The sequence below is a fragment of the Sphingobium sp. RC1 genome (genome assembly GCF_059738765.1).
This window is the reverse complement of the sequence record NZ_AP027306.1, coordinates 1,234,090-1,258,678: the sequence shown is the minus strand read 5'-3', so window position 1 is coordinate 1,258,678 and position 24,589 is coordinate 1,234,090. Positions and strand designations below refer to the sequence as shown.

Sequence of the window (24,589 nt, the reverse complement as noted above, 5' to 3'; positions counted from 1 at the left end):
GATCGGAATAGCAGCGCAACGACAAAACGGAAACGGGGATTACAGCCCCGAAAAATTCACCTCCTTCGCCTCCGGGGCTTGCACATTCGCCGCCAGGCGCCAATTTGCGCCCGTGTCCGATTCCAACCCACCTCCTGTCATCGCCCTCCCGCCGCCGCCTGCCTCGCTGCTAACCGGCGCGGCGCTGTTTCTCGATTTTGACGGCACCCTCGCGCCGATCGCCGCCACACCTGACGGCGTGGTCGTGGATGGCGATCTGCTCGCCCTGCTCGGCGAACTGCGCGATGTGCTGCAAGGCCGTCTGGCAATCGTCAGCGGCCGGTCCATCGTCACCTTGCGCGATCTCGGCTTCGCCGACTTCCTGCTTGCCGGAACGCACGGGCTGGAATTTGCTCATCCCGGCGAACAGGTCGAATCCGCCCCTCGCCGCCCGGCGGTCGATGATGCCGAAGCGGCCTTCCACAGCTTTGCGGAGGGTAAGCCCGGCATATTGGTCGAACGCAAATCGATCAGCGTCGGGCTGCACTTCCGTGGCGCACCCCAATGGGGCGAGCAGGCAGGCGAACTGGCCAGCGACCTTGCCGCCAAACTTGGCCTAGCCGTGCAACCGGGCAAGATGCTGTTCGAACTGCGCCCCGGCGGCGCGGACAAGGGCAGCGCGGTCCACACGCTGATGGCCCGCACTCCCATGGCGGGCGGGCGCCCGCTCTTCATCGGCGACGATGTCACGGATGAGGAAGGATTTGCCGCTGCCGCCGAACTGGGCGGCGCGGGCATTCTGGTCGGCCCGCCCCGGACGACACTCGCCGCATTCTCTTTGGAACAGGTTGCCGCCGTCAGGCATTATCTCGCGCGGGGGGTCGTCAGGCCCGGCTGAGCCATGGCTGGCGCCCCCTCCGTTTGAATGAGCCAGGGGGGCAGACCGATAGTCAGGACCAATACAACGCATTCCGCCGGAAACGAACGCACTCTCGATCTCTGGCCCATCGGCAATTGCCAGGCATCCGCGCTGATCGATCGCGCAGGGCGGATGATATGGGCCTGCGTGCCCCGCGTGGACGGGGACCCTGTCTTTTCCGCCCTTCTCGACGACGGTGCGTGGGATGCACCCGACGCGCGCGGCTTCTGGGCGATCGAACTGGAAAACTGCGTCAGCGTCGAACAACATTATATCCGCAACACGCCCATCCTCGTGACCCGCCTGACCGACGATCACGGCAATGCCATAGAGCTTTACGACTTCTGCCCGCGCCATCGCCATATGGGCCGCATGTACCGCCCGGTGGCGTTCGCCCGGATCGTCCGGCCCGTGGCAGGCAGCCCCCGCATCCGCGTGCGGCTTCGCCCGACCACGTCCTGGAATTCGGAAAGCGTGCCGATCAGCTATGGCTCAAACCATATTCGGCTCGTCCTGTCCTATATGGCGATGCGCATGTCGACCAACGCGCCCATCGGCCTCATTTCCCAGGAAAGCTGGTTCCGGCTCGAACATGACATGCACTTCTTCCTCGGCCCGGATGAAAGCTTTTCCGACGCCCTGCGCCCGGAGGTCGAGCGGATGCTCGACGACACCATCCACGAATGGCAGGTCTGGGTGCGCGGCCTCGCCATTCCCGCCGAATGGCAGGAAGCGGTCATTCGCTCCGCCATCACGCTGAAGCTCTGCCAGCATGAGGAAACCGGCGCGATCGTCGCCGCGCTGACCACCAGCATCCCGGAACATGCCGACTCGGGGCGCAACTGGGACTATCGCTACTGCTGGATACGCGACGCTTATTATACGGTGGAGGCGCTGAACCGCCTCGGCGCGCTCGACGTGTTGGAAAGCTATCTCGTTTACCTCCGCAACATCGTCGATGGCGCTAAGGGCGGCCATATCCAGCCGCTCTACGACGTACGCGGCAACGCGACGCTGGAGGAACGCGAGGCGCAGAACCTTCCGGGCTATCGCGGCATGGGTCCGGTTCGCGTCGGCAACGCCGCCTATTCCCAGATTCAGCATGACGCCTATGGCCAGATCGTCCTGTCCTCGGTTCAGGGTTTCATCGATCAACGCCTGCTCCGCATGGCGGGCATGTCCGACTTCGAATCCTTGGAAGCGGTCGGCGAACGCGCATGGTCGGTCTATGATCAGCCAGACGCTGGCCTGTGGGAACTGCGCACCCGCGCCCATGTGCACAGCTACAGCGCCGTCATGTGCTGGGCCGCCTGCGACCGCCTCGCCCATGCCGCCGCCGCGCTGGACCTGCCAGAGCGGGAGGTTTATTGGCGCGAACGGGCCGAGATCATGAAGGCACGCATCCTGCAATCGGCCTGGCGCAGCGGCAGCAACGCCATCTCCGCGAATTTCGAGGATGATGCCCGCGACGCCTCGCTGCTTCAACTTTTAGACCTGCGCTTCCTGACCGCCGATAATCCGATGTTCGTCGGCACATTGAAGGCGCTGGAAAAGGACCTGCGCCGGGGCAACGACATGCTCCGCTACAGCACGCCGGATGATTTCGGCGAGCCCGTCACTGCCTTCAACGTCTGCACCTTCTGGCTGATAGAGGCCCTGCACCGCACCGGCCGCACGGAAGAAGCGCGGCTATTGTTTGAAGAAATGCTGTCCCGCCGCACGGCGGCCGGGTTGCTGTCGGAGGATATCGATCCGGCGACAGGGGAATTATGGGGCAATTACCCCCAGACCTACTCATTGGTCGGCATCATCAACTGCGCCGTTCTGCTGAGCAAGCCGTGGAGCGTGATGCGATGAGCCGCCTGATAGTCATATCCAATAGGGTCAGCAGGCCCAACAAATCCGGCAATCAGGGCGGTCTTGCCGTGGCGCTGGCACAGGCTTTGCGCGAAAGCCGTGGCATCTGGGTCGGCTGGTCAGGCGAGGTCACCGAAAATTTCACGGGCCATATCGGCTTTTCGGAGGATGAAGGCGTCAAGACGGCGACCATCGACCTCGAAGAACAGGACGTCGACGAATATTATAACGGTTACGCCAACAAGACGCTGTGGCCGCTCTTCCATTTCCGTATCGACCTTGCCGAATATGCCCGCGATTTCGAGGGCGGCTATAACCGCGTCAACCACCGCTTCGCCGACACGACCAGCCCGTTGATCGAGCCGGAAGACATCATCTGGGTGCAGGATTATCACATGATCCCGCTCGGCCAGATGCTGCGGGACAAGGGGCATAACAACCGGATGGGATTCTTCCTCCACATCCCATGGCCGCCCACCCGCCTGCTCGTGTCCCTGCCCCACCATACCAAGCTGGTGCAGACGCTGTTCGCCTATGACGTCATCGGCTTCCATACCGAAGAATGGCTCGAATCCTTCCGCCATTATGTGGAGCGGGAGATGAACGGGACGGTCGATGGCGACTTCGTCACGCTGGGCGACCGCACGATCCAGGCGATCGCCTGCCCCATCGGCATCAACGCGCAGGAATTCTCCAACGCCGCCGTCAGCGAACCCGCGCGAGACATGTTCGAACAGGTCCGCCGATCGTTACAGGACCGCGCGATGATCGTGGGCGTTGACCGGCTCGACTATAGCAAGGGGCTGGAGGAAAGATTCAGCGGCTATGCCCGCTTCCTCAAGGACCATCCCGAACATCATCGCAAGGTGGTCCTCACGCAAATCGCGCCGCCCTCACGTGGGGAAGTGGAAAGCTACCAGCACATCCGATCGACGCTCGACGCCACCGCCGGGCGCATCAACGGCGAATATAGCGATGTGGACTGGACGCCGATCCGTTACGTGAACCAGGGCTATCCGCGCGACAAGCTGGCGGGCATCTACCGCGCCGCACGGATCGGCCTCGTCACTCCGCTGCGCGACGGCATGAACCTCGTCGCCAAGGAATATGTCGCCGCGCAGGACCCGAAGGATCCCGGCGTCCTCATCCTCTCCCGCTTCGCTGGCGCCGCGACCCAGCTTAAGGACGCGCTCCTCATCAATCCCTACAGCCCGGAGGAGATGTCCGACGCCATCACCCGCGCCCTCGCCATGCCGCTCGATGAACGCAAGCGCCGCTGGCGTTCGATGATGGACTGCGTCGAGGAACAGGACATCAGCTGGTGGCGGCGCTGCTTCACCGAACGGCTGACGGCGGTCCATCGCGACGATGAGAGAACGGCGGACGTCGAAATTGCGGACTGAGCAGACCCCGCCGAACGAAGCCATTGAACCCACGACAGTTCGCCGCCCGATCAGCGCGCTAATTGCACCCCTGTCTGCTTTGGTCTATGGGCCAGCCAGCAGCCCCGGCACCCGCTGATCCTCTTCGATTCGCGTTGCCGGGGCACATTCTTTTCTCGGGAAGACAGGAACGCGCATGGCCCGTCGCCGCCAGATCTACGAAGGCAAGGCAAAGATCCTTTACGAAGGCCCTGAGCCCGGCACGATCATCCAATATTTCAAGGATGACGCCACCGCTTTCAACGCGCAGAAGAAGGGCACGATTTCCGGCAAGGGCGTGCTCAACAACCGCATCTCCGAGCATATCTTCACCCTGCTCGGCCAGATCGGCGTGCCGACGCACTTCATCCGCCGCCTCAACATGCGCGAACAACTGGTCCGCCAGGTCGAGATCGTCCCGATTGAGGTCGTGGTCCGCAACGTCGCCGCCGGATCGCTCAGCAAAAAGCTGGGGATCGAGGAAGGCACGCAGCTGCCCCGCACGCTCATCGAATATTGCTACAAGGATGACGCGCTGGGCGACCCGCTCGTGTCCGAAGAGCATATCGCCTGCTTCGGCTGGGCCACGCAGGAAGAGATGCACGACATCGCCGACATGGCGATCCGCATCAACGACTTCATGTGCGGCCTGTTCGCGGCCATCGGCATCCGCCTTGTCGACTTCAAGCTGGAATTCGGCCGCCTGTGGGATGGCGACTTCAGCCGCGTCATCCTGGCCGATGAAATCAGCCCGGACGGCTGCCGACTGTGGGACATGAACACCGGCGAAAAGCTGGACAAGGACCGCTTCCGCCGCGACCTGGGCGGTGAAGTCGAAGCCTATCAGGAAGTCGCCCGCCGCTTGGGCCTCCTACCCGAAGGCGCGGACACAACCGTCCTAGACCTCGACACCCACCGCAAGAAGCGCAGCAAGGACTGACAGCTTTCAGGCGTCACCCCGGGCTTGACCCGGGGTCCCGCTTCTTCGCTGCTCTCCTCACCCCACCACCGCATCCACCATCAGCTTCATCCCCAACAACAGCATCAACACGTAGATCAGCGTGTAGAACCGCGCCGGATCAACCTTGCGCGCCAGCACCACCCCCGCATAGGTCGCCCCAATGGCCACCGGCGCCAGCATCGCGGTCGCCATCAAATTGGCCCGCGTAAACTGCCCCAGCGCTGCATAAGCGGGCACTTTGATCCAGTTCATGATGGCAAAGGCAATCGCCGTAGTGCCGATCAGCGTGTCGCGCGCCAGTCGCTTGGGCAGCACCCACATCTGAAATGGCGGCGCGCCCGCATGCGCGATCTGGCTGGTAAAGCCGCTCGCCACGCCCAGCAACGTCCCGACCCAGTTCGGCGAACTGGACGGCAACACAACCTTCCCGCCCCGCTCGACCCACAGCCTCTGCGCACCAAACAGCGTCGAAATAAAGCCCAGCGCACCCAGCACCGCCGTCTCCGGCACCCGCGCGGCGAACAGATAACCCAGCCCCACGCCGACAGCCATGCCCGGCATCATCACCTTCAATATATGCCCATCCCAACTATGCCGGAACGACCAGACGCTCACCGCGTCCTGCAATATGAGGATAGGCAGCATGATCGCAGCCGCCCGCACCGGATCGATGCCCAGCGCCATAATCGGCATGGCCAGCGCTCCCGCCCCGGCAAAGCCACCCTTGGCGAGGCCAGAAAGGATCACCGCCACGATCGCGCATGTATAATAGAGATAGTCGCCGCTCATCGCCCCGCCCTAAAGCAGAGGACCGCTGAAGCGAACAGCTTTTCCAGTTAAGCTCAGGCGCTAGCCCGGTATCCGATCAGAACACCGAAGGCAAAGGTAGCCAGCAGCGCCAGCTGAACACGGCCATGCGGATCGTCATAACCGACGATCTGCTGCCCAAAGGCGAAAAGCCCCACAAACATCGCTAGTGCAAGACCAGCCATATTCAAAACCCTCTATCCCGTGCCCGACCATAGCGCCGTCTCGCTAATAAAGGGATAATGCCTTGCCTGGGGCGGCGCAGGGGACTAGGGGGTGCGCCATAGCAATCCACGGAGTTTTTGGCCTCATGAAAGCCCGCATCTTCGTCACCCTAAAGGGCGGGGTTCTCGACCCGCAGGGCAAGGCGATCCACCACGCACTCGACGGTCTGGGCTTCTCGGGCGTCAACGACGTGCGCGCGGGCAAGCTCATTGAGCTGGACCTGGCCGACGGCACCAGCGACGACGATATCGACGCCATGTGCCGCAAGCTGCTGGCGAACACGGTGATCGAAAACTACCGCATCGAAAAGGTGGCCTGAGCCATGAAGAGCGCCGTCATCGTCTTCCCCGGCAGCAATTGCGACCGCGACCTCGCCGTGGCTTTCGAGGCGGTGAGCGGTGAAAAGCCGGTCATGGTCTGGCATCGCGACACCGAATTGCCCGAAGGAATCGACCTGATCGGCGTACCCGGCGGCTTCTCCTACGGCGACTATTTGCGCTCCGGCGCAATGGCGGCACGCTCGCCCGTCATGCAGGCCGTCGCGAAGGCGGCCGAACGCGGCACCTATGTGCTCGGTATCTGCAATGGCTTTCAGGTGCTGACCGAAAGCGGCCTGCTTCCGGGCGCACTGCTGCGCAACGCAGGCGGCCATTTCGTCTGCCGCGATGTCGCGTTGACGGTCGAAAACGCCCAGAGCGCCTTCACCAGCCGCTATGCCGCAGGCGAGACCGTGACCTATCCCGTCGCCCATCATGACGGCAATTACTTCGCCGACACCGCAACCCTCGACCGCCTCGAAGGCGAAGGCCGCGTCGCCCTGCGCTATGGCGAAGCCGTCAACGGCTCGGCCCGCAACATCGCGGGTATTCTCAACGAAGCGGGCAATGTCCTGGGCATGATGCCCCACCCCGAACGCGTCATCGAACCCGCCCACGGCAAAACCGACGGCCGCCGCCTGTTCGAAGGTCTGGTGGAAGGACTATTGGCCCGCGCCTGATCTCCGGCGCGCGCTACCCTCCCCCACGTCCAGGTGCCTGACACCCAACACCCGTCATCCCAGCGGAAGCTGGGATCTGAGGAGGCTGGGCAGAACGCATCGAGCGAGATGCCAACTTACGCTGGCACGACGAGATTGGGGTTGTCGCCTTACGACCAGTTCAGGTCCTTCTGACGCGGCGACCGCCTGCTTCAAAGCGGTCCCGTTTCAAGACCGCGATGATCTTCTCGTAAGCACGAGCGAGGGCATCATGTTGCTGCCGGTCCATCTCGCAGATTGCACCCGCCGCACTACATTCTGCCAATTGTTGTCGGCGTTGTAAGTTTATGATCTGCTGCATTACCGCGACCTGTAGGATGCAGGAGGTTGGCGCGAGACGTGAGCGGCCGAGCGCTTAATCTCGCCGGTAAGAATTTTATTCTTTAACAACAGGCGAACTTGTTCGGCGTCCCTTCCGTCAAGCAAAACCACTCTCGAACCACCCGACGCCAAGGTTTCTATCGTTGAAATGCGAAAACTGTGCGCGGCGCAAATCTTCTCGATCTCAGCCACGCTCGCCGTCGTGTTGACAACCCGACTCATGAATGTTGTCCTTCGCCGCCAAACGGATATGGGGCAAAAGCTTTTCCACTATTCACCGGGCCGGATCTGTAAGGATAGTCATGCGCACGAATGCGCCGGGCATAGCTCCTGGCACGAAATCGATGAGCGGAACGCGCTAAAACACACGTTGCTTCCTGCTCTTTTAAAAGCTCGATTTGTTCATTTTCCAGTAGATTATTCAGGTCTTCCATGGACACACTCCAGCAGGCAAGCGGGAGCGCGATGGTCTCTCTGTCAATACGAAGGCTTGCGGGCTGATTTCGCTCGATTACCCCTCCTAGCAGAATATTTTTACTTTGTCGCATCATTTGCGAAGGGCGATTCGATAGCATAATCCGTTACAGCCGGTCCGCTCCATACAAACCGCCCCCCTCCCGCAAGCGGGAGGGGTTAGGGGTGGGCGCGAGCATAGCGAGTGTCTACGTCAGCCCCCTCACAAACGCAGGCAGATGCGCCACCCCGCTAGGATTAGGCCCCGCCATATACAGCGCCATCACGGTCCCCAGCGCAATTGCAACCCCATAAGGGATCGGCCCGCCCGGCGCGAAGATCGACAGTGAAGACCCATCCCGCACTGCTTTCGGCACCATCCGCCGCCCGGCCATGATCAGCAACGCCAGCACGCCGCCACCGACCGTCACATAAACAAACCAGGGCAGCGCCGCGCCCCAATCGAACCACAGCGCGCAGGCCGCCAGCAGCTTGACATCGCCCCCGCCCATCCATCGCAGCGCGAACATCAGGCATCCGAGCGCAAACACCGCTAGAAACAGCGTGCCATTCTGCCAGATGTCATTCTCCCATCCGGCCAACGCTACCCAGGGCACGAACAGCCCCATCACCAGCAGCGGAAAGATGTTGGATATCCGCAACCGCGCAATATCCTCGATCGCCGCGCCCAGCAGGACCAACGACAGCGCAATCAGGACAAAGTCCTTCGTCATGGCCTCGCCCCCATGTCGGCTAAAGCCGCAGTCGCTTCGGGCTGAAAACTCTCTGACTCCGTGACCGCGCGGCTAAGATAGGCCCGCGCCTTCACCGCATCCCCCATGCGCAACGCCACCTGCCCCGCGTCGCTCAGTCGCCTGGCCCAGCTATTGGCGTCATCGGCGGCGCGCCTTTCTATATCGCGCCCGGCCATCACCTGCGCGGCATCGCTATGGGCGATGAGGCGCGCGTCATCGGGCGCCATGTCCCGCGCCTTGTCGAATATCGCGATCGCCTTCTCCGCCTGTCCCTGCGCCATCAGCGAAAGCCCATAATTGTTCAGCACCTGCACCGGCCTGTCGGTCAGTTGAAAGGCCCGCTCATAGGCGGCGGCACTCAGCGCCCAGGACTTTGCCTTGTCATAAGCGACGCCCAGCGCGTTCCACGCCCGCCAGCGCGATGCACACTGATCTACCGCGCGGCGCAGCGCTTCCGCCGCCTGATCCGCCCCGCCCAGCCGCAGCCTTGCGATGCCCAGACCTTCATCGATCCGGCAATCCGCCGTCGCTCCCGGGCCGATCGCGGAAAAACGCGCCTCCGCCTCGGCATCCTGCCCCTTGGCCAGAGCCATCTGCGCCACCGCGATGTCGATGCCCCGCTTGTCCTGCGCCTGCGCCCCGTCGCGCCATTGGCTCAGCATTAATTCGGCCTGCACGATCCGCCCGCCTTCGATCGCATCATCGATCAATCGGCCATAGTCCAGAGCCGCTGCGGGCGTCGTCTCGGCCGCTGTAGCGCCGGGGGATATGGCCGAAGCCGCCAGCAGCAGCAGGATGCTCATCCCCGGCCCCCGCTCCACGCCCATAGCTTCTGGAACAGGCTGTCGGACTCATCCCCACCCGCCATCGTCGCGCAGGGGCTTGACGCTCCCGCATCGGAGCCATCCTTACCACACCCTGCCACCGTCACTTGCACTGGCGTCGGCCGGGTCGTGATCGGCGCCGCCAACGACCGCGAAAGCGAGATGGCTGGCGCCGCGCCAGCTCCGTCCGCAACAGTCACGATCGCGGTATTCAGTTGCGCGATGGCCCGCCCCGGCAATGCAGCCTGTGTGACGCCCGCCGACACTGTGCGCAGCCGCACCTCGCCCATCGAAACCCGCTCCAGCTCCAGCCCGGCCGCCCGCACAGGTGCCGCCGGACGATTGCCACCGTCCATCGCGATCTGGGCCAGCGTCGGGCGGCGCGCACCACCAGCTTGCACGCCCTGCCCGATCTCAGCCAGCAAGGCGTTCGCTTCTCCCTGCAAACCCTGCGCATTCAGGCTGCGCGCGAAGTTGCGATGGATGCGCTCGTCCATGGGAGCCCGTGCCAGGGCCAGCTCGAAATAATCCCGCGCAAGATCATGCCGCCCGATCGCCGCATAGCTGATCGCAACGCCGTTCAGCGCGTTCGCATCGGCCGGGTCCTGCCGCATCGCCCGCCGGTAAGCATCCAGCGCCAGCGCATATTCCCCCCGCGAAAACAGCAACTGCCCCCGCGCGATGGCTTCTTTTCCCGTCGCCGCCGCCGCCTCGGCATTCACGGGCCGGATCGCCACCTCCCGGTTGGCCGAACTGCATGCCGCGCTCGCCAGCATCAGCGATATCGCCACTGCCTGTCTCATCATGCCCCGTCCCCCCTCTTGGTTTCCGCTACCGGCTCAGCACCGGCAGGATTTCCCTCACCACCCGCACCACAGCGGGCAGCATCAGCACCCCGATCATCACCGGCAGCATGCAGGCGACCAGCGGCACCGACAGCAACACCGGCAGCCGATGTGCCTTCTCCTCCGCCCGCATCCGCCGCTTCTCCCGCATCTCCGCCGCATAAACCCGCAGCGTCTGCCCGACGCTCGAACCCAGCTGGTCCGACTGGATCAACAGGGTAGCAAAGGACCGAATCTCATCCACATCCACATCATCCGCCATCCGCCGCAACGCGTCGGCCCGGCTGCGCCCCGCGCGCAGTTCCAGCACGACCTTACCCAGCGCCTGCGACACGAGCGGATGCGAGATGGCGAGTTCGCGCCCCACCCGGTCCATCGCCGCTTCCAGCCCCAGCCCCGCCTCCACGCACACCAGCATCAGGTCCAGCGCATCGGGAAAGCCATGGACGATCGCCTCCTGCCGCCGAGCCGCCTTTGCCGAAATGAAAAGGTTCGGCAGATACAGCCCCAGCACCGCAACGGCAGTCGCCATGAGATAGAGCTTGATCGGACTCGGCGGCTCGGGCTTGTTCAGCGACATCAGCACCAGCACCGCAGGCAGCGCCAGCGTCAGCACCAACCGGATGAACGTAAATATCTTCGGCGCCTCGGGCGAGGGATAGCCCGCCGCGATCAACCGCTTGCGCAGGCTGTCATTCTTCGTGTCGGCCAGCGAAATGCCCAGCTTCTCGATCCGATCGACCAGCTTCTTCCATTCGCTATTGTTGCGCTCATTGCGCAGCGACTGCCCACCGCCCTGCACCGCGCCACCGACGTCGCTCACAACATCCAGCCGACTGCGCACCCTGGACGTACGCGCGACCGCCTCCGTCACGCCATAGACGATCGCCACGATCGCGACGAACAGCAGCACCAGCAACACCGGCCGCAATTGCGAGATAAGGGCGAGGTCCAGCATCAGGTCAGACTTTCAAATCAACCATGCGGCGTATCGTGACGAAGCCGATGATGTAGAGGATGATGAGCCCGGAAAAGCCAAAGATGAACATCGGGTCCTGCGCGATATCCAGGTAAAAGCCGGGATTGAGCAGAAACAGCGCGACGAACGCCAGGATCGGCAGCGCCGTCAGCATGACCGCGGTCATCCGCCCTTCGGAACTCAGCGCGCGCACCTTCATGAACAGGCTCGCCCGCTCCCGGATCACCAACGACAGATTCTCCAATATCTCGGCCAGATTGCCGCCCGTCTCCGCCTGCACCGACAGCGACGTCACGAACATGTGCATCTCGTTCATGTCCCACCGCTCGGCCATGCGCTGCAAGGCGTCGCGCAGATCGGAGCCATAGGTCACTTCATCGACGACGATCCCGAACTCGCTACCGATCGGGTCGCGCATCTCCTTGGTCAGCAGGTCCAGCGCCGCCGCGATCGGATGCCCGGCGCGCAGGCCACGCACGAAAGTATCGAGCGCCACCGGAAACTGCTCTTCCATCTTCTTGCGCCGCCGCTGGCTCAACCGGCTCAGCACCATGATCGGCAGCAGCACGCCCAGCGATGCCGCGAAGGCTCCCGCCATCACGATCATCCCCGCCGTCATGCCATATCCCGCCGCCAGCGCGCCGATCACCACGATCAGGAACAGCACGCCCGTCGCAATCGCCATGAAGGTCAGCACGACCCGCGCAGGCACGCTCAGCCCCGCGCCATGCAGCGACCGCACGACGCTCAAAGCCATCCGCCCAAAAACGCTGTCATGGTTGAAGTTCAGGCTGTCGTCATAGCGCCGCAGCCGGGACAGGACCGTGCTGCGCTCAAACCCCGCCGCGATCATCTTCAACCGCTTGTTGACGACCCGTTCAGTCCCTGCGCGCGCCCGGAACCAGCTATGAACCCCCTCGATCGTCAGGATCACCGCCGCGAACAGCAGCACCAGCACAAAGGCGCGGATGTAGATCGGGTTGATCATTGCACCACCGCATCAGGACGGAAAAGATCGGCGGGCAGGTGAATGCCCCGATCGGCCAGATCGCTCATGAATTTCGGGCGGATGCCGGTCGCCTCGAAATGGCCGCGCACCATGTCATTCTCGTCCCGCCCGGTCATCTTGAAGCGGAAGATTTCCTGCATGGTGATGACCTCACCCTCCATGCCGGTAATCTCCGAAATGCTCAGCAAGCGCCGCCGCCCGTCGGACAGTCGCCCGACCTGCACGATGACGTTCAGCGCCGAAGCAATCTGCGCCCGCGCCGATCGCGGCGAAATGTCGATGCCGCTCATGCCGATCATCTGCTCGACACGGGACAGAGCATCGCGCGGCGTGTTCGCGTGAACCGTCGTCATCGACCCATCATGGCCGGTGTTCATCGCCTGGAGCATGTCGAATGCCTCCCCGGCGCGCACTTCGCCCACGATGATGCGATCGGGCCGCATACGCAGCGCATTCTTCACCAGATCGCGCTGCGTAACCTCACCCCGCCCCTCGATATTCGGCGGCCGGGTTTCCAGCCGCACCACATGCCGCTGCTGCAATTGAAGTTCTGCCGAATCCTCGATCGTCACGATCCGTTCGGCCTCGTCGATGTTCGCCGACATGGCGTTGAGCAGCGTCGTCTTGCCCGAGCCCGTACCGCCGGAAATCAGCACATTGCGCCGCGAAGCCACCACGGCGGACAGCACCTGCGCCATCGGCCCCGGCACGCTGCCCAGCTCCGAAAGCCGCGCCATGCTGATCGGCACCTTGGCAAATTTACGAATGGACAGCAGCGACCCATCCACCGCCAGCGGCGGCACCACCGCATTGACGCGCGACCCATCCGCCAGACGCGCATCGACAAAAGGCGAAGCCTCGTCCACCCGCCGCCCGACAGCCGCCACGATCTTCTGGATGATGCGCAGCAGATGCTTCTCATCCTTGAAGCGCGCCGCCGTCTCCACCAGCCGCCCGCCACGCTCGACGAAAACGATCTTGTGCCCGTTCACCAAAATGTCGGTGACGCTATTGTCCTTCAGCAGCGGCTCCAGCGGCCCCAGCCCCAGCAGCTCGTCCAATATGTCCGAAACCAGCCGCTTGCGCTCTTCCAGGTTCAGCGCATGCTTCTGCAACGCCAGCTGCTCATGGACGATCTCCCCCACCTCCGCTTCCACCTGCGCGCGCGACATATTCTCCAGCGCCGACAGGTTGATAAGGTCGATCAGCTTCTGGTGCAGCGCGACCTTCAGCTCCGTATGCCGGTCCTCTTCCCAATGGACCAGCTCGGTATCGGTCGGCCCCACATCATCGCGAGGATCGCCAAAGCGGCTGTCGCCTTTCCGGATCTGCCACATCACCCTTTCTCCGCCTGACGCCGCGCTTCGACCGCCTGCATCGTGCAATCGACGATATCCTGCATGTCCTTGCAGATGCGGCTGCGCGCCTTCAATTCCTGGATCAGCACCCCCTGATCCAGCGCAGAGCTGACCAGCGGAAAATCGTTCGCGATGCTAAGGTTCACCGGATGATCCAGCGCCGCCGCCGCATCCTCCAGCCCGATCGCCCGGAACAGCTTCTTCTCGACCCGATTGGCGATCACATGGATGCGCGACGGATCGATATCCTGATCCCGCAGCAAGGCGATCTGCCGCCGCGCCTGCCGCAGGCTGGCGATAGTCAGCTCGCACACCAGGAAAATAACCTCCGACCGCGCCACCAGCGACATGGACCAGTTCGTCCAGTTGCCCGGCAGGTCCAGATAAATCGTATCGAAAGTGCGCTGCGCCAGTTCAACGACGCGGAACACCTGATCGGCATTCACCGCCTCCAGCGGCATGATCTCCGTAGGCGCCGTCACGACATGCAGCCCGGTCGGCGTCTCGACGGTGACAGAGCCCAGCAGCTCCCGGTCCACCCGGTTACCACCCTGCAACAGGTCTGCCAGCGTCAGCGGAGAGGAGATGCTCAGGAACGTCCCCGCATTGCCGAACTGCACATCGAAATCGAACAGGCAAACCCGCTCGCCCGTCTGTTTGGCGTTCCGCGCATGCAGGCTGGCCGCCTGTGTAGCGATCGTCGTCGCGCCCACGCCGCCGACGCTCTTGATGATCGACACCAGCGCGCCCGTCTTGACGTCGCGCCCGCCCTTGGCTGCGATTTCACCCCGCAGCTGGTCGATGATCGATGACAACTCGCTCGCCTGCAAAGGCAGCGCCACCACATCGTTGATCCCACTCCGCAGCAAGGCCCGCACCAGTGGGATCTCCGCATTGCGCACGGCCGCAACGACGAGCAGCGCCGGATTAGCCGCCCGCAAAGCCGCCAGCCGCCGCGTCGATGCATCGTCGTCCGGCAGCACCTCCAATATGACGGCCTTCGCCTCCGCCACCAACGACTGCGGCAATGGAGCCCCCGCAGGCAACATGGACAAGGTCAAGGACTGCCCGCTCAGCTGATCCCCAAGAATATCGGAAGCCGCCACCTCCTGCTCCGAAAGGATCAGATGAATCCCCTCATCCCCCACATTGAGTGTCCAGCTCTCGGCCGCTTCCGCTGTGTTCGTCACGATGCCCAAGATCTTGTTCCTCAATTTGCTACCGTGCCCTGGCCGTCTTCCATGGTGAGGGCGGCGCTGAAGCTGGGTAGGGAGATGGTGCCGCCGAAAAGCGAAAAGAGGATTGGCCTAAACGACAAGCTATCAGGGCGGATTCTCACGGTTATCAGTGGCGACACATCAGAACCATTTGGGTCTCCTGCATAACCAAGACCAATGTTCTGATACTCGACTTCAACACTGCCCGCGCTTATTTGAGGATACATCATATGCATCCTGTCGATCAAACCGGTGAAGGCGTCCGAATCGAGAGACGGTTCGATCTCATCGCATGCACTACCAACGCAATCCGAACAGTCATTGCCTTCTGTGCATATAAGATGGTCGAAAACAGCGGTGGGGACAGCATTTCCTTGGCCAACCCCACCATCGACCGTGAAACGGTAATCGAATAATCCGCTGGATACGACACTAGTTACCACAGCATAGCGAACACCAGCCTGCGTGGCTTTCTCTGCCATATTCCATGTCCACATCAGTCGGCCAACGTCAATAATTCCTAATAGGAATATCAAAAGTAGCGGCAATACCAATGCGAACTCAGCCGCCGATGAGGCTCGACGATCAAGAATTAAGCGAGAAAGCACATTTTTCATATGCCCATCACCGCTGATTCAGCCTCGGCGTTAAGCGAGATCGTTGAACTGGTAAAACCGATATCATTGAACAACGAGGTATAATCAAGACCTTGGACCGCCACGCGGACTACAGGAACATAATTCAGGCCAGTGTAAATGCCACTATATGGCGGATCAACATCTCCCACTGGCTTGCACATATATCCGACGTTGATCGCGGAGCCGTCTACCCAACCGCGCAACCGAGCTTCATCCCCGTCAGCTACGCTAACAAGCCCTGTACGCACTAGATTTTCAATCTTTTGCTCGACAGCCGTATCGGTGATCGGGTTGAGTGTGTCCGGTGGAGTTGGTGCGGTGCACGTGAAGTTGGTTAGATTGAGACGCGAAGCATAGCGCGCGCCATCCCGAACGGCCTTGACCACGACATGCTCACTGAGGAAATAGTTTCCAAGTTCAAATGAACCGAACATCAGCGTTATAAGGAGTGGCGTGACTAAAGCCATTTCGGCAGCAGCAGCCCCCCTTACGCATGATGCCAATGCCCGGATCAATCTCATAAGATCACCGGATTAGATACGGAACATCGCGACGTATCATCTGCGATCCCGTATTCCCATTTCCAGCAACAGTGTTGTTGGCCACGACCTCGAAATATACTTCCGTACCATTTACTCCGTTACCGCGATCAAATGCGGGTTCCACGAGAAACATGTCCACCCATTTGCCGATCTGCGCCTTAACAGAGTTGCCGTTAAGCGCTGCACAGTTATCGACAACTGCGACCGTGACGAGGCGTCGATCTCGCCCTGACTCCAATGTTCCAGTCGAACATTGAGCGGCACCATATTGGCGCAAGGAACCGCCCGCGCTGACAACATTAGGCAAGTTGCTAGGCGTAGCAGGCTGCTGCTCCCACCGATACGTTTCATAGCGAGTCATTGTCTGCCAGTTGGTTGGCTTGGTAGTGCTATGATATTTTGCGAAATAATCCTGCCTAGCCCAGTTACCGTCACCAATCCGCTGCTCGTCCGAATTGAGGCCGGGACAAGCATGCCCATAGCTGGTGTAGTGACAATTATCTCTAGGCAGCCCCATGGCATCTATCAAGCCATCTGAATCCAGTGATGTGGTTACGGTTTGGCTGGCATTATAAGCCTTTGGCGAAAACTGCTTGGTCGGCAGCTGCCAACCTTGATTGTGAAGCTTACATCCATTTTTGCTGTTGTCCGCATTTTCAGGCCGAACAAGATCTTTGACCACATTGGCTGCGGCCGGACATGCTCCATTAAAGCATGCACCTAGAGTAGACCCCCCTCCACTGCCAAAATTGTAAATATCGAAACGCGTGTTGATCGCATCAAATGCGGGAGCCGTGACACCGGGATCCACACCATTAGTTTCGACATTTAAACAATCCAGCATGGGATTTTGATAGGCAAGAGCAGATAGTAAATCTGGAGCCCCGACATCATCCTGCCCTACATCCAGAAAGCCGAAATTTCCTGGCGCCCAGGAATTACCTGATTGACCGACAACTTTGATGCCCACTCCTCGCAGCGTCTCGAATCCAGTTGTGAGATCCACAGGATTGAATTCCGTCCCCGGCTTGGGATTGCAGATCATCAGCGGCGGCACCTTGCAAACGGCACTGCCTAATCCTGCAGCAGCAGACGCTGCGATATTACCCGAATTTAACACGGCTACGATAGGCGTAAGCGCAAAAAACGCCTTACGGCCCGCTACGGTTACTTGAACAACCCGAGCCTCTTCGTCAGCATCGTCGTCCGCAACATCTATCTCATCGACAAAATCATCCGCATCCTGATCATAGCTTTTGTAGAAAACTAATGTTGGCACTCCGATGGCAGCATCGTTACCGTCATTAGAAAACCGTGTATTGTTAGTGATTAGCTCTTGGGCCGCCTTCGTAGCTCGAGTGATCGCATCAGCTTTTCCATCCAGCTGGGTAACGGCCGCCAGTGCCGCCTGATCAGCCGCCGTCTGCAATTCCGTATCCAGACTCGCCATCCGCGCATAATCAAACGCAATCCCCCCCGCCGCTATCAAACCGAAAAGCGAAAGGGCCACCGTCGGCGCCACCGCACCGCTGGTTGACCTTAGCAGGCTGTTCCGACGGGCAGACATGGATGAAAGCCTCCCCCTACTTACCGGCCGCCCGAGCCACCGCCGGACCCACCACCGGTGCCCTGCGTCGTACTGATCGTCGCGGGCTTCTTCACCTTGTCGGTGCGGTAGCGTTCCACCGCCGCCGCGCTGCGCTTGCCCTCGCCCCCTTCGACGAGCGTGCCTTCATAGCGTGGCTCCGGATTGATCACCTGCAGCGCATAGTTATTCCGCACCGCACCGCCAAAGGTCGGGTCGTTAGCCGTGCATCCCGCCAGCGCCGGAACGGCCAGCATCGCGGTCAGGGACAGTCTGCGCATGGTCTCACTCCCGCTCATAGTTCATATCCGCTCTGGCTCGCCCCCGCCGGGGCCTGAGCCGGAACCGGAGCAGCCGCCGCCGGAGCAGCCGGAGCAGGCACGGCCCGGCGCTTTTCCGGAGGCATCGCATCGGGGTTAAGCGGATTGATCCCCACCGCCTTGTCCGTCCGCCCCATCAGGAACAGGTCCAGCTCATGCGGATTGCCCACCCGGTCGGTCGGCAGGCTCACATCCTCCGCCCGCATCGGCTTCACCAGCCGCGGCGTCACGATCATGACCAGCTCGGTCTGCTGCTTCTGAAAGCCCGTCGAGCGGAACAGCGACCCGATAATCGGGATCGAACCCAATATCGGCAACTGCCGCACCGTATCCTGAAAATCGTTGCGCAGCAGCCCGGCAATGGCAAAGGATTGCCCATCGCGCAGCTCCACCACAGTCTTGGCCCGCCGCGTCAGCAATCCCGGCACCACCAGCCCGTTGATCGACACCGAAGCCGAAGGATCGATCGAACTCACTTCCGGCTCAACCACCAGGTTGATGATCCCGTCGCTCAGCACCGTAGGCGTAAAGCCCAGGCTGACACCGAACGGCTTGAACTCGACGGTAATGCCATTGTTGCCATTGCCGCCCCCGCCGCCACCATTCTGCACGACCGGGATCGGAAACTCGCCGCCCGCCAGGAACGACGCCGTCTCACCCGAAAGCGCTACCAGCGTCGGTTCCGCCAACGTCTTGACCAGCCCCTTCCTCTCCAGCGCATCCAGCGCGGAAAACAGGTTCAGGCTGCCGATCTTGTAGGCCCACGTCCCCACACCGAACGCATCGGACAAACCGTCCAGCTTGATGGTGGGAATGCGGTCATTATTGGTCGGGATGATCGAATCCCCGGCCAGATTGCCGATGCTGCCCGCCGTCCGGTTACCCGTGAAGCTGTGATTCAGCCCGATCTGCTTGGCCGCCTGCCGGTTCACTTCCGAAAAGCGCACCTCCAGCATCACCTGCTGCGAAGCACCCACCGACAGCATGTTGACGACCTTCTCGTCACCGCCCGCATAAGTCCTGGCGATCTGCACCGCCCGGTCCACCGCCGAAGCGCTCGACACCGTGCCCGTCAGAACCACCGCGTCGTTGGAAATGCGCGCGCCGATCTGCTCACCGGGGATCAACTCCGCCAGCTGCCGCTTCAACGTCACGACATCCGGCCCCACCGCCACATCGACCACCGCGATCAACATGTTGCGGCTGTCATAGAGGGTCAGGCTCGTCGTCCCCACCTTCTTGCCCAGCACATAGAGCGATCGGTTGGTCAGCGGCAATATGTCCGCAACCTCCTGATTACCCACCAGCGCCTTGGAAAAAGCGCGATCAACCGTCAGCACCTGGCTCTTGTTGAGCGGCACGTCCAGCTGCCCTGCATGATCCACATTGCTGGCGGTCAGCGAAGCGATCTGGGCCGGGGCGGGCGACGCCGCCCCTGCGGCCAGCGCCATCCCAAGCGCCAGCGCCGTCATGGACTTACCGCGAACCATAGCGCTTCACCTCATAGCTGGTGCCGGTCGTGCCGCGCACGATTTCGACCGATGCGGTCGCGGGCAGAGCGGAAACATTCTTCGGAACGCTGCGCCGGGGCGCACGCATCCTGGGCATCGGAGCAGGCGCGAAGCCTGCCTCCGCTATCCGGGCGCGCGGGCCGGAGAAACCGCCGACATAGGCGCCGTCACGCAAATCCTCGATCCCCACGGTCTGCACGGCCGGGTTGGGCTGGTCCGTCACATTGCGCAGCACCAGCGTCAGCTGGCCGACCTGCTGGCCCAGGACCAGCTTCTGCGCATCGACCTGATTGACCTCCAGCGTCGCTGTCTTGCCGACCGCCGGGTCTTTCGAACTGTCGTTGGCATTCTGGTCGATGGCGATGATACGGGTGTTCTGCAGCAGCACGTCGGTGATCTGCTGGCTGCCGCCCGCGCCGTCCTGCGCCGTGCGCGTGACGAAGACATCGACCGTATCACCCGGCAGCACGAAGCCGCCCGCCGCCGCCACGTCGCTCACGCGAACCGCGACCGCACGCATTTCGGGCCGCAGCACACCGGACATGGTGGCACGGCCCCCTTCTGCGGACAGCTTGGATGTCAGGATCGGCTCACCCGGCTCGATCTGGCGCAGCACAACCCGCTGCTTGCCAAGGGAGGTGAGCTGCACGGGATCGCGAAAAGCACCCGGCGGCACCGAAGCCGCGGGCCAATCGACCACCCTAATTTTTTCCGGAGTGACCGCCGTGCCAAAGGCCAAAGGCATCGATGCAACGACGACCTTGACCATGCCCCCTTGCGGAGTGGCCTGCGCCTGCTCAGCCTTGCTCAAATAGCCGTTGGCGATGAATACCGCCGCCAGGCCCAGCAAGATCGCGAAGCCAAGAATGATGAGAGATCTGCGCTGCCCCACGAAAACTCCCCCCGGAATTGTGAAATCCGTAGAAGCCGACGCACCAAGCGCCGGCTTCTTTCAGTCCAAATCAGCAGTTCGCCGTACCAGTGCTCGAAGTCGGCGGCGTCTTAATGCAATTGCTTGCCTCATTCATCGCCGTAGAAATCGACTCACCGAGTCCAACAGCGGCGAGAGCGATACCTGTACCAACGATGGCCAGAATAAGCGCATATTCAGCTGCCGAAGCACCGCTCTGGTCAGCCCACAGATTTTTGAAGAAAGTCATATCTTCTCTCCTGTTGAACCAATTCAAAGAACTGCTGGATATCAGCAGTTTGCAGTGCCGGTGCTCGAAGTCGGCGGCGATTTGATGCAGTTGCCCGCTTCATTCATTGCGGTGGAAATGGATTGACCAAGCCCGACAGCCGCTAGCGCAATGCCAGTACCCACGATCGCCAAGATCAGCGCATATTCGGCCGCCGAAGCACCGCCCTCATCATTCCAAAGATTCTTGAAGAAAGTCATGTCTTTTACCCCTATTTGACCGGAAACCAGTTTCCAGCTGCTCTCGCACAGTTCTGCGGAGGGGCCTTTGCCACCTGGCGACCCTAGCGGTGTTTTTCCACTCGCCAGGCAGTTGGGCAGTTCCCGTAGAACTTGTCCCCAAATTGGCTCAAAGACGGGGCAAGTCAACATGGTAAAAAAATACTCTATTTTACAATATGTTACGGCAATTTTTTGTTAACCATTTTTGATTTCCATACACGCCATTGAAAGTAATTCCGCCGAATTGTTAAATATATCCTTGGTTATATATCTCTTGAAATCAACAGAAATTCGCCACTTTACTGTCCGTCATTTTTTCTTTTCTACTAATATATCTTGCAATAATAACAATAAAACCATGAATAGCGAAGATCTATACTTTTACTTCTTAACAGTATAAAGGTCTAATTAACGATATATATCCATGGCTCTTGGTGATCCGCCGGACCTCATGCTCGCCGCCAATAGCTCCACCGATCCTTCCACCCTGTCACCTTTTAAGGGTACAGTCTCACACGGCCGCTCGGCGTCGCCCCTCACGCTCCATCGCGAATCAGCAACAACCCGCCGCGCCTTACAGCCCGCGAATCACCAGCATTATTTAGAAAACGACTCAGCTCGGCTCCCAGCTCTGCCGAATCACGCGATCATTCCGGCTTCATCCGAACGCTCTTCAGGCACTCACCCGGTTGCGAAAAGTCACGTTCACCCGCTCCGACAGCAGCAGATAGGGAAGCCATAGCGCCGCGCTGATCAGCACCTTCTTGATATTGCCGCTCAGCAAATCGACCAGCGCCAGTTCGACGGCATGGGGCACATCGCCGATGCGAGCCACCAACTGCGCAATGCCCAATTGCGCCATCAGGTCCGCTCCCCACACCATCACCAGAAAGCGGGGGAATAGCGGCACCATGCGCAACGCCATGGCAAAGGCGAACATATATAGGCAGGACAGCAACACCACATCCGCCAGCATCACCGCATACAGGCTGACGAACCAGCCCGGCGCATAGCTGCCCAGCGCAGGCACGGCGCTCAAAAACTCCAGCGTCCGCACCGGCACGTTGAGCGCGATGCCCAGCAACAGCGACGCCATCACGCCATACAGCCCGAACTGGGACATCTCGCGCGCCTTCAGGCAATCGATCTTGCGCCACCGGCCGACCTTCGCCAGCCGAAAGCTCGGCTGCGCATGCACGCGCCCGGCCGGAAACAGCTTCAGGCCCAGCAGCAGCGTGGCCACCGGCGCGCCTACAACCAGCAGATAGGGCAACAGCCCGGCTTCGCTCGTCCAGGGAACGCCCGCATAGGGTGTAGCCGGAAAGGCCAGTCGCACCCCGCAGGCAAATGCCGCAATCACGACCCAGGCTGCAATGATGCGCTCCAGGTTCAGCTGCAATGACAGCACCAGCGCCACGCTCTTGCGGTAAAGATGATCCTGAACCAATCGCACCATGGAAACCCGGACCTCCGCCCCGCCAACTAGAATGGCTGACTATCAATCATTCTGGTTAACCCCCGGTAAAACGCGTCACCACCCCAAATGGTTCGCCCCCAAATCCTCAACGGGAGAACCCCACCCTCCTCACTTCCGCGGCACAGTAATCTGAATCATCGTCCGCCCGCCCAGATTGTGCAAATACACCTCGCCCCCCAATCCCTGTATCCGCCGCATCAACGATCGCGACTGCACCGCGCCGGTCGATCCCAGCCTCGCCAGATTGGGCACCCCGTCATCCGTCACATGCAAGGCGATCCGGTTGCCCGCTGGTTGCAGGGAAAACTCCATCACCCGCGCCCCGGCATGGCGCACCGCATTGGCGACGATCTCGCGCACGGCAAAGCTCAGTTCCCGGCCGATCATCGCGCTGGTGGCGCAATTGCCTTCCTCCACGCGCAGGTCGCACTGGATGCCCCATTGCTGCGCCAGTGACCGGATGACCATCGACAGTGTTTCGGGCAGATAGGCAAAATCATTCTCATCCCGAACCGGATTGATGATCCACCTTATGGTGCCGATCTGATCCTTCGCAATCTGATCGATAGTGCGCAGCACGGGAATAGCGTCCTCTACCGTCCCGTTCAGCACCGGCGCGGCCTGATAACGAATGCTGGCCAGCGCCTGCAACACGCTGTCATGCAATTCCCGCTGCAACCGCTCACGCTCCCGCGCGCCTGCGATGACATGGGCCAGGTCCAGGCTGTTGCGGACCATCAGTTCCTCGCACGCGCTTTCGAACACCCGCTGCGCGATCGCCGCCACATCCTCATGCGTCGGATCGTCCAGCTGAACCGCGCCCACCGCCTCAAACGTGCCCAGCGAAACATGCAGCGTCATCACCGTTTCAGCGTCCAGCAAAGCCCCCCAGGCCCGGCCTCCCCGCGTCAGGGCCTCGATTTGGCTGACACCGTCCTGCGAAAGGCTGATCGACGCGCCACGGCGGCGGTCATGCCACCCCGTCTCGACCGCCAGCAATGCGTCCCTGCCCTCCGGCACGCTCTCGTCCGAACGGCTTGATGCAAAACGATAGGATTCCGTGCTGGCGGTACGGAACAGCAACGCGCCATTTTCACCGCCCGTCGCGATCTTCAGCGCCTGCAACAGGAAAGCGCCAGCGCTGCCCTTCACCAGTTGCAGGCTTCCTTCCGTCAGCTTCCTTGCCCGCTCCTGCTGCAACAGCTTTTCGCGGCGCGGGCCGAGCAGCATGCCCGTCACCGTTATCACCACCGCAAGGTAGAGGACGCGCAACGCAACCCGTTCGGCGTCCGGTTCGGATGGAACCGCGACCACGTCATTCACCCACATGATCAGCATCGCGGTTATCGCTGCAAACGCCCCCACAAACAGGTGGAAGCGCCGCCGGACGATCAGCGCGATCTCGACCACGACGAACAGGCTGCCGGGAAAATAGGGGCTGGTCGATGCATCGGTGACGATCAGCAGCGCCAGGAACAGCAGAGCGTCCAGGCACACCACCGGCTTGCGGATGCGCAATTCCGTGACCCAGGACCGCCCGGACAGGATCAACGCACCCACCGCCAGCAGCAGCATGGCGGCGATGATGCCGTTCTCCGCTACCTCGGCCCAGGACCGGGGCGTCGCGAAGGCGAAGCTGACAAAGCCATAGACGCTGGCGAGCACAAGCCGCGTGACGTCCAGCATGCGCCATGGCCGAAGCGCGGACGGAGCGAACGAACGCCACCTGCCCAAGGTCCGCAGCAGTTCGGCATGTCCTCTGATCATGCTCTCACAACTCCGCCCGCCTATCCTATATGGCTGGATATATGTCTTCGGATAAGTATCTGTTGATTTCACTTAATAATGATGAAGTGAATCTAAATGATATATCCGGGCAAGAGCAATCATAGATTGCAACGGACGTAGTAAATTAGCGGAAACACTCCGCGACGATGAACGAAAGCTCATCTTCCTTACGACCCCTTCTCCCGAACCCGCGCCATGATTGTCAGCGTCTGACCAGACCATCGCAGGACCGCCTTCATTACGCAAGGGCAACCGGAAAAATACGGGGCAAAGTCAATCACATGCCCAGTGATATCGTTTCGAAACCGAAACGATAATTTCAAAAACGCATTCTTCTCGCCA

At 61.2% G+C, this 24,589-nt stretch carries 26 protein-coding genes; 6 read left to right on the top strand and 20 right to left on the bottom strand.

Translation table 11 applies throughout. The features are described from left to right. The first annotated feature begins 112 nt into the window (after nt 1-112). The 4 genes from otsB (at nt 113) to purC (ending at nt 5,116) form a co-directional block, all read left to right on the top strand. Nucleotides 113-877 carry a trehalose-phosphatase gene (gene otsB / locus AC6JBC_RS06155; protein WP_498025925.1) on the top strand — a complete coding sequence of 255 codons (765 nt, stop codon included), beginning with the start codon at nt 113-115 and terminating at the stop codon, nt 875-877. A gap of 27 nt (nt 878-904) precedes the next feature. Then, nucleotides 905-2,755 (top strand): glycoside hydrolase family 15 protein, encoded by a 1,851-nt coding sequence (locus tag AC6JBC_RS06150; RefSeq protein ID WP_498025924.1) that lies wholly within the window; start codon nt 905-907, stop codon nt 2,753-2,755. After that, the gene (gene otsA, locus AC6JBC_RS06145) at nt 2,752-4,158 is read left to right on the top strand and encodes an alpha,alpha-trehalose-phosphate synthase (UDP-forming) (protein ID WP_498025923.1); all 1,407 of its coding nucleotides are present in this window, start codon (nt 2,752-2,754) and stop codon (nt 4,156-4,158) included. The genes AC6JBC_RS06150 and otsA overlap by 4 nt, the downstream gene beginning before the upstream one ends. A gap of 175 nt (nt 4,159-4,333) precedes the next feature. Next, nucleotides 4,334-5,116 carry a phosphoribosylaminoimidazolesuccinocarboxamide synthase gene (gene purC / locus AC6JBC_RS06140; protein WP_449473245.1) on the top strand — a complete coding sequence of 261 codons (783 nt, stop codon included), beginning with the start codon at nt 4,334-4,336 and terminating at the stop codon, nt 5,114-5,116. Nucleotides 5,117-5,173: 57 nt separating this feature from the next. Here purC and AC6JBC_RS06135 read toward each other — a convergent pair whose 3' ends face one another. Continuing rightward, nucleotides 5,174-5,926: a sulfite exporter TauE/SafE family protein gene (locus AC6JBC_RS06135; RefSeq protein ID WP_498025922.1), complete on the bottom strand. Its 753-nt coding sequence runs from the start codon at nt 5,924-5,926 to the stop codon at nt 5,174-5,176. A 53-nt stretch (nt 5,927-5,979) separates the two neighbouring features. Continuing rightward, entirely contained in the window at nt 5,980-6,129 is a 150-nt protein-coding gene (locus tag AC6JBC_RS06130; protein ID WP_176502204.1) for a hypothetical protein, read from the bottom strand. A gap of 125 nt (nt 6,130-6,254) precedes the next feature. Here AC6JBC_RS06130 and purS point away from each other — a divergent pair, with 125 nt between their 5' ends. Then, nucleotides 6,255-6,488: a phosphoribosylformylglycinamidine synthase subunit PurS gene (gene purS, locus AC6JBC_RS06125; RefSeq protein WP_097091917.1), complete on the top strand. Its 234-nt coding sequence runs from the start codon at nt 6,255-6,257 to the stop codon at nt 6,486-6,488. 3 nt (nt 6,489-6,491) lie between these two features. After that, the gene (gene purQ / locus AC6JBC_RS06120; protein WP_498025921.1) at nt 6,492-7,166 is read left to right on the top strand and encodes a phosphoribosylformylglycinamidine synthase subunit PurQ; all 675 of its coding nucleotides are present in this window, start codon (nt 6,492-6,494) and stop codon (nt 7,164-7,166) included. Nucleotides 7,167-7,744: 578 nt separating this feature from the next. Here purQ and AC6JBC_RS06115 read toward each other — a convergent pair. The 18 genes from AC6JBC_RS06115 to AC6JBC_RS06030 form a co-directional block, all read right to left on the bottom strand. Continuing rightward, nucleotides 7,745-7,960 carry a hypothetical protein gene (locus AC6JBC_RS06115; RefSeq protein WP_498025920.1) on the bottom strand — a complete coding sequence of 72 codons (216 nt, stop codon included), beginning with the start codon at nt 7,958-7,960 and terminating at the stop codon, nt 7,745-7,747. A 228-nt stretch (nt 7,961-8,188) separates the two neighbouring features. After that, on the bottom strand, nt 8,189-8,713 hold the full coding sequence (locus AC6JBC_RS06110) for an A24 family peptidase (protein ID WP_498025919.1): 525 nt from the start codon (nt 8,711-8,713) through the stop codon (nt 8,189-8,191). Further along, nucleotides 8,710-9,537 (bottom strand): tetratricopeptide repeat protein, encoded by an 828-nt coding sequence (locus AC6JBC_RS06105; RefSeq protein WP_498025918.1) that lies wholly within the window; start codon nt 9,535-9,537, stop codon nt 8,710-8,712. The genes AC6JBC_RS06110 and AC6JBC_RS06105 overlap by 4 nt, the downstream gene beginning before the upstream one ends. Continuing rightward, complete coding sequence (locus tag AC6JBC_RS06100; RefSeq protein WP_498025917.1) at nt 9,534-10,364, bottom strand: tetratricopeptide repeat protein; 831 nt, start codon at nt 10,362-10,364, stop codon at nt 9,534-9,536. The genes AC6JBC_RS06105 and AC6JBC_RS06100 overlap by 4 nt, the downstream gene beginning before the upstream one ends. 25 nt (nt 10,365-10,389) lie before the next feature. Further along, nucleotides 10,390-11,361 (bottom strand): type II secretion system F family protein, encoded by a 972-nt coding sequence (locus tag AC6JBC_RS06095; RefSeq protein WP_498025916.1) that lies wholly within the window; start codon nt 11,359-11,361, stop codon nt 10,390-10,392. Nucleotides 11,362-11,365: 4 nt separating this feature from the next. After that, a complete protein-coding gene (locus AC6JBC_RS06090; protein WP_464788522.1) occupies nt 11,366-12,370 on the bottom strand; it encodes a type II secretion system F family protein in 1,005 nt (334 codons plus the stop codon). After that, the gene (locus tag AC6JBC_RS06085; protein ID WP_498025915.1) at nt 12,367-13,728 is read right to left on the bottom strand and encodes a TadA family conjugal transfer-associated ATPase; all 1,362 of its coding nucleotides are present in this window, start codon (nt 13,726-13,728) and stop codon (nt 12,367-12,369) included. Before AC6JBC_RS06085 ends, AC6JBC_RS06090 begins: the two co-directional genes overlap by 4 nt. Next, nucleotides 13,728-14,939: a CpaE/TadZ family protein gene (locus AC6JBC_RS06080; protein ID WP_498026012.1), complete on the bottom strand. Its 1,212-nt coding sequence runs from the start codon at nt 14,937-14,939 to the stop codon at nt 13,728-13,730. Before AC6JBC_RS06080 ends, AC6JBC_RS06085 begins: the two co-directional genes overlap by 1 nt. Before the next feature lie 20 nt (nt 14,940-14,959). Continuing rightward, complete coding sequence (locus tag AC6JBC_RS06075; RefSeq protein WP_498025914.1) at nt 14,960-15,583, bottom strand: TadE/TadG family type IV pilus assembly protein; 624 nt, start codon at nt 15,581-15,583, stop codon at nt 14,960-14,962. Beyond that, the gene (locus AC6JBC_RS06070; RefSeq protein WP_498025913.1) at nt 15,580-16,071 is read right to left on the bottom strand and encodes a TadE family protein; all 492 of its coding nucleotides are present in this window, start codon (nt 16,069-16,071) and stop codon (nt 15,580-15,582) included. The genes AC6JBC_RS06075 and AC6JBC_RS06070 overlap by 4 nt, the downstream gene beginning before the upstream one ends. Nucleotides 16,072-16,129: 58 nt before the next feature. Next, nucleotides 16,130-17,713: a pilus assembly protein TadG-related protein gene (locus AC6JBC_RS06065; RefSeq protein WP_498025912.1), complete on the bottom strand. Its 1,584-nt coding sequence runs from the start codon at nt 17,711-17,713 to the stop codon at nt 16,130-16,132. A gap of 20 nt (nt 17,714-17,733) precedes the next feature. Beyond that, nucleotides 17,734-18,012 carry a hypothetical protein gene (locus AC6JBC_RS06060; RefSeq protein ID WP_464788516.1) on the bottom strand — a complete coding sequence of 93 codons (279 nt, stop codon included), beginning with the start codon at nt 18,010-18,012 and terminating at the stop codon, nt 17,734-17,736. A 14-nt stretch (nt 18,013-18,026) separates the two neighbouring features. Next, nucleotides 18,027-19,541 (bottom strand): type II and III secretion system protein family protein, encoded by a 1,515-nt coding sequence (locus AC6JBC_RS06055; protein WP_498025911.1) that lies wholly within the window; start codon nt 19,539-19,541, stop codon nt 18,027-18,029. After that, nucleotides 19,528-20,454 carry a Flp pilus assembly protein CpaB gene (gene cpaB, locus AC6JBC_RS06050; protein WP_498025910.1) on the bottom strand — a complete coding sequence of 309 codons (927 nt, stop codon included), beginning with the start codon at nt 20,452-20,454 and terminating at the stop codon, nt 19,528-19,530. Before cpaB ends, AC6JBC_RS06055 begins: the two co-directional genes overlap by 14 nt. Nucleotides 20,455-20,524: 70 nt before the next feature. Next, nucleotides 20,525-20,722 (bottom strand): Flp family type IVb pilin, encoded by a 198-nt coding sequence (locus AC6JBC_RS06045; RefSeq protein WP_498025909.1) that lies wholly within the window; start codon nt 20,720-20,722, stop codon nt 20,525-20,527. Between the two features lie 41 nt (nt 20,723-20,763). Beyond that, nucleotides 20,764-20,961, bottom strand: coding sequence for a Flp family type IVb pilin (locus AC6JBC_RS06040; protein WP_498025908.1), 198 nt, complete (start codon nt 20,959-20,961; stop codon nt 20,764-20,766). Between the two features lie 694 nt (nt 20,962-21,655). After that, nucleotides 21,656-22,438 carry a DUF2569 domain-containing protein gene (locus tag AC6JBC_RS06035; protein ID WP_498025907.1) on the bottom strand — a complete coding sequence of 261 codons (783 nt, stop codon included), beginning with the start codon at nt 22,436-22,438 and terminating at the stop codon, nt 21,656-21,658. 129 nt (nt 22,439-22,567) lie between these two features. Continuing rightward, on the bottom strand, nt 22,568-24,226 hold the full coding sequence (locus tag AC6JBC_RS06030) for a sensor histidine kinase (RefSeq protein ID WP_460989566.1): 1,659 nt from the start codon (nt 24,224-24,226) through the stop codon (nt 22,568-22,570). Nucleotides 24,227-24,589 lie beyond the last annotated feature (363 nt).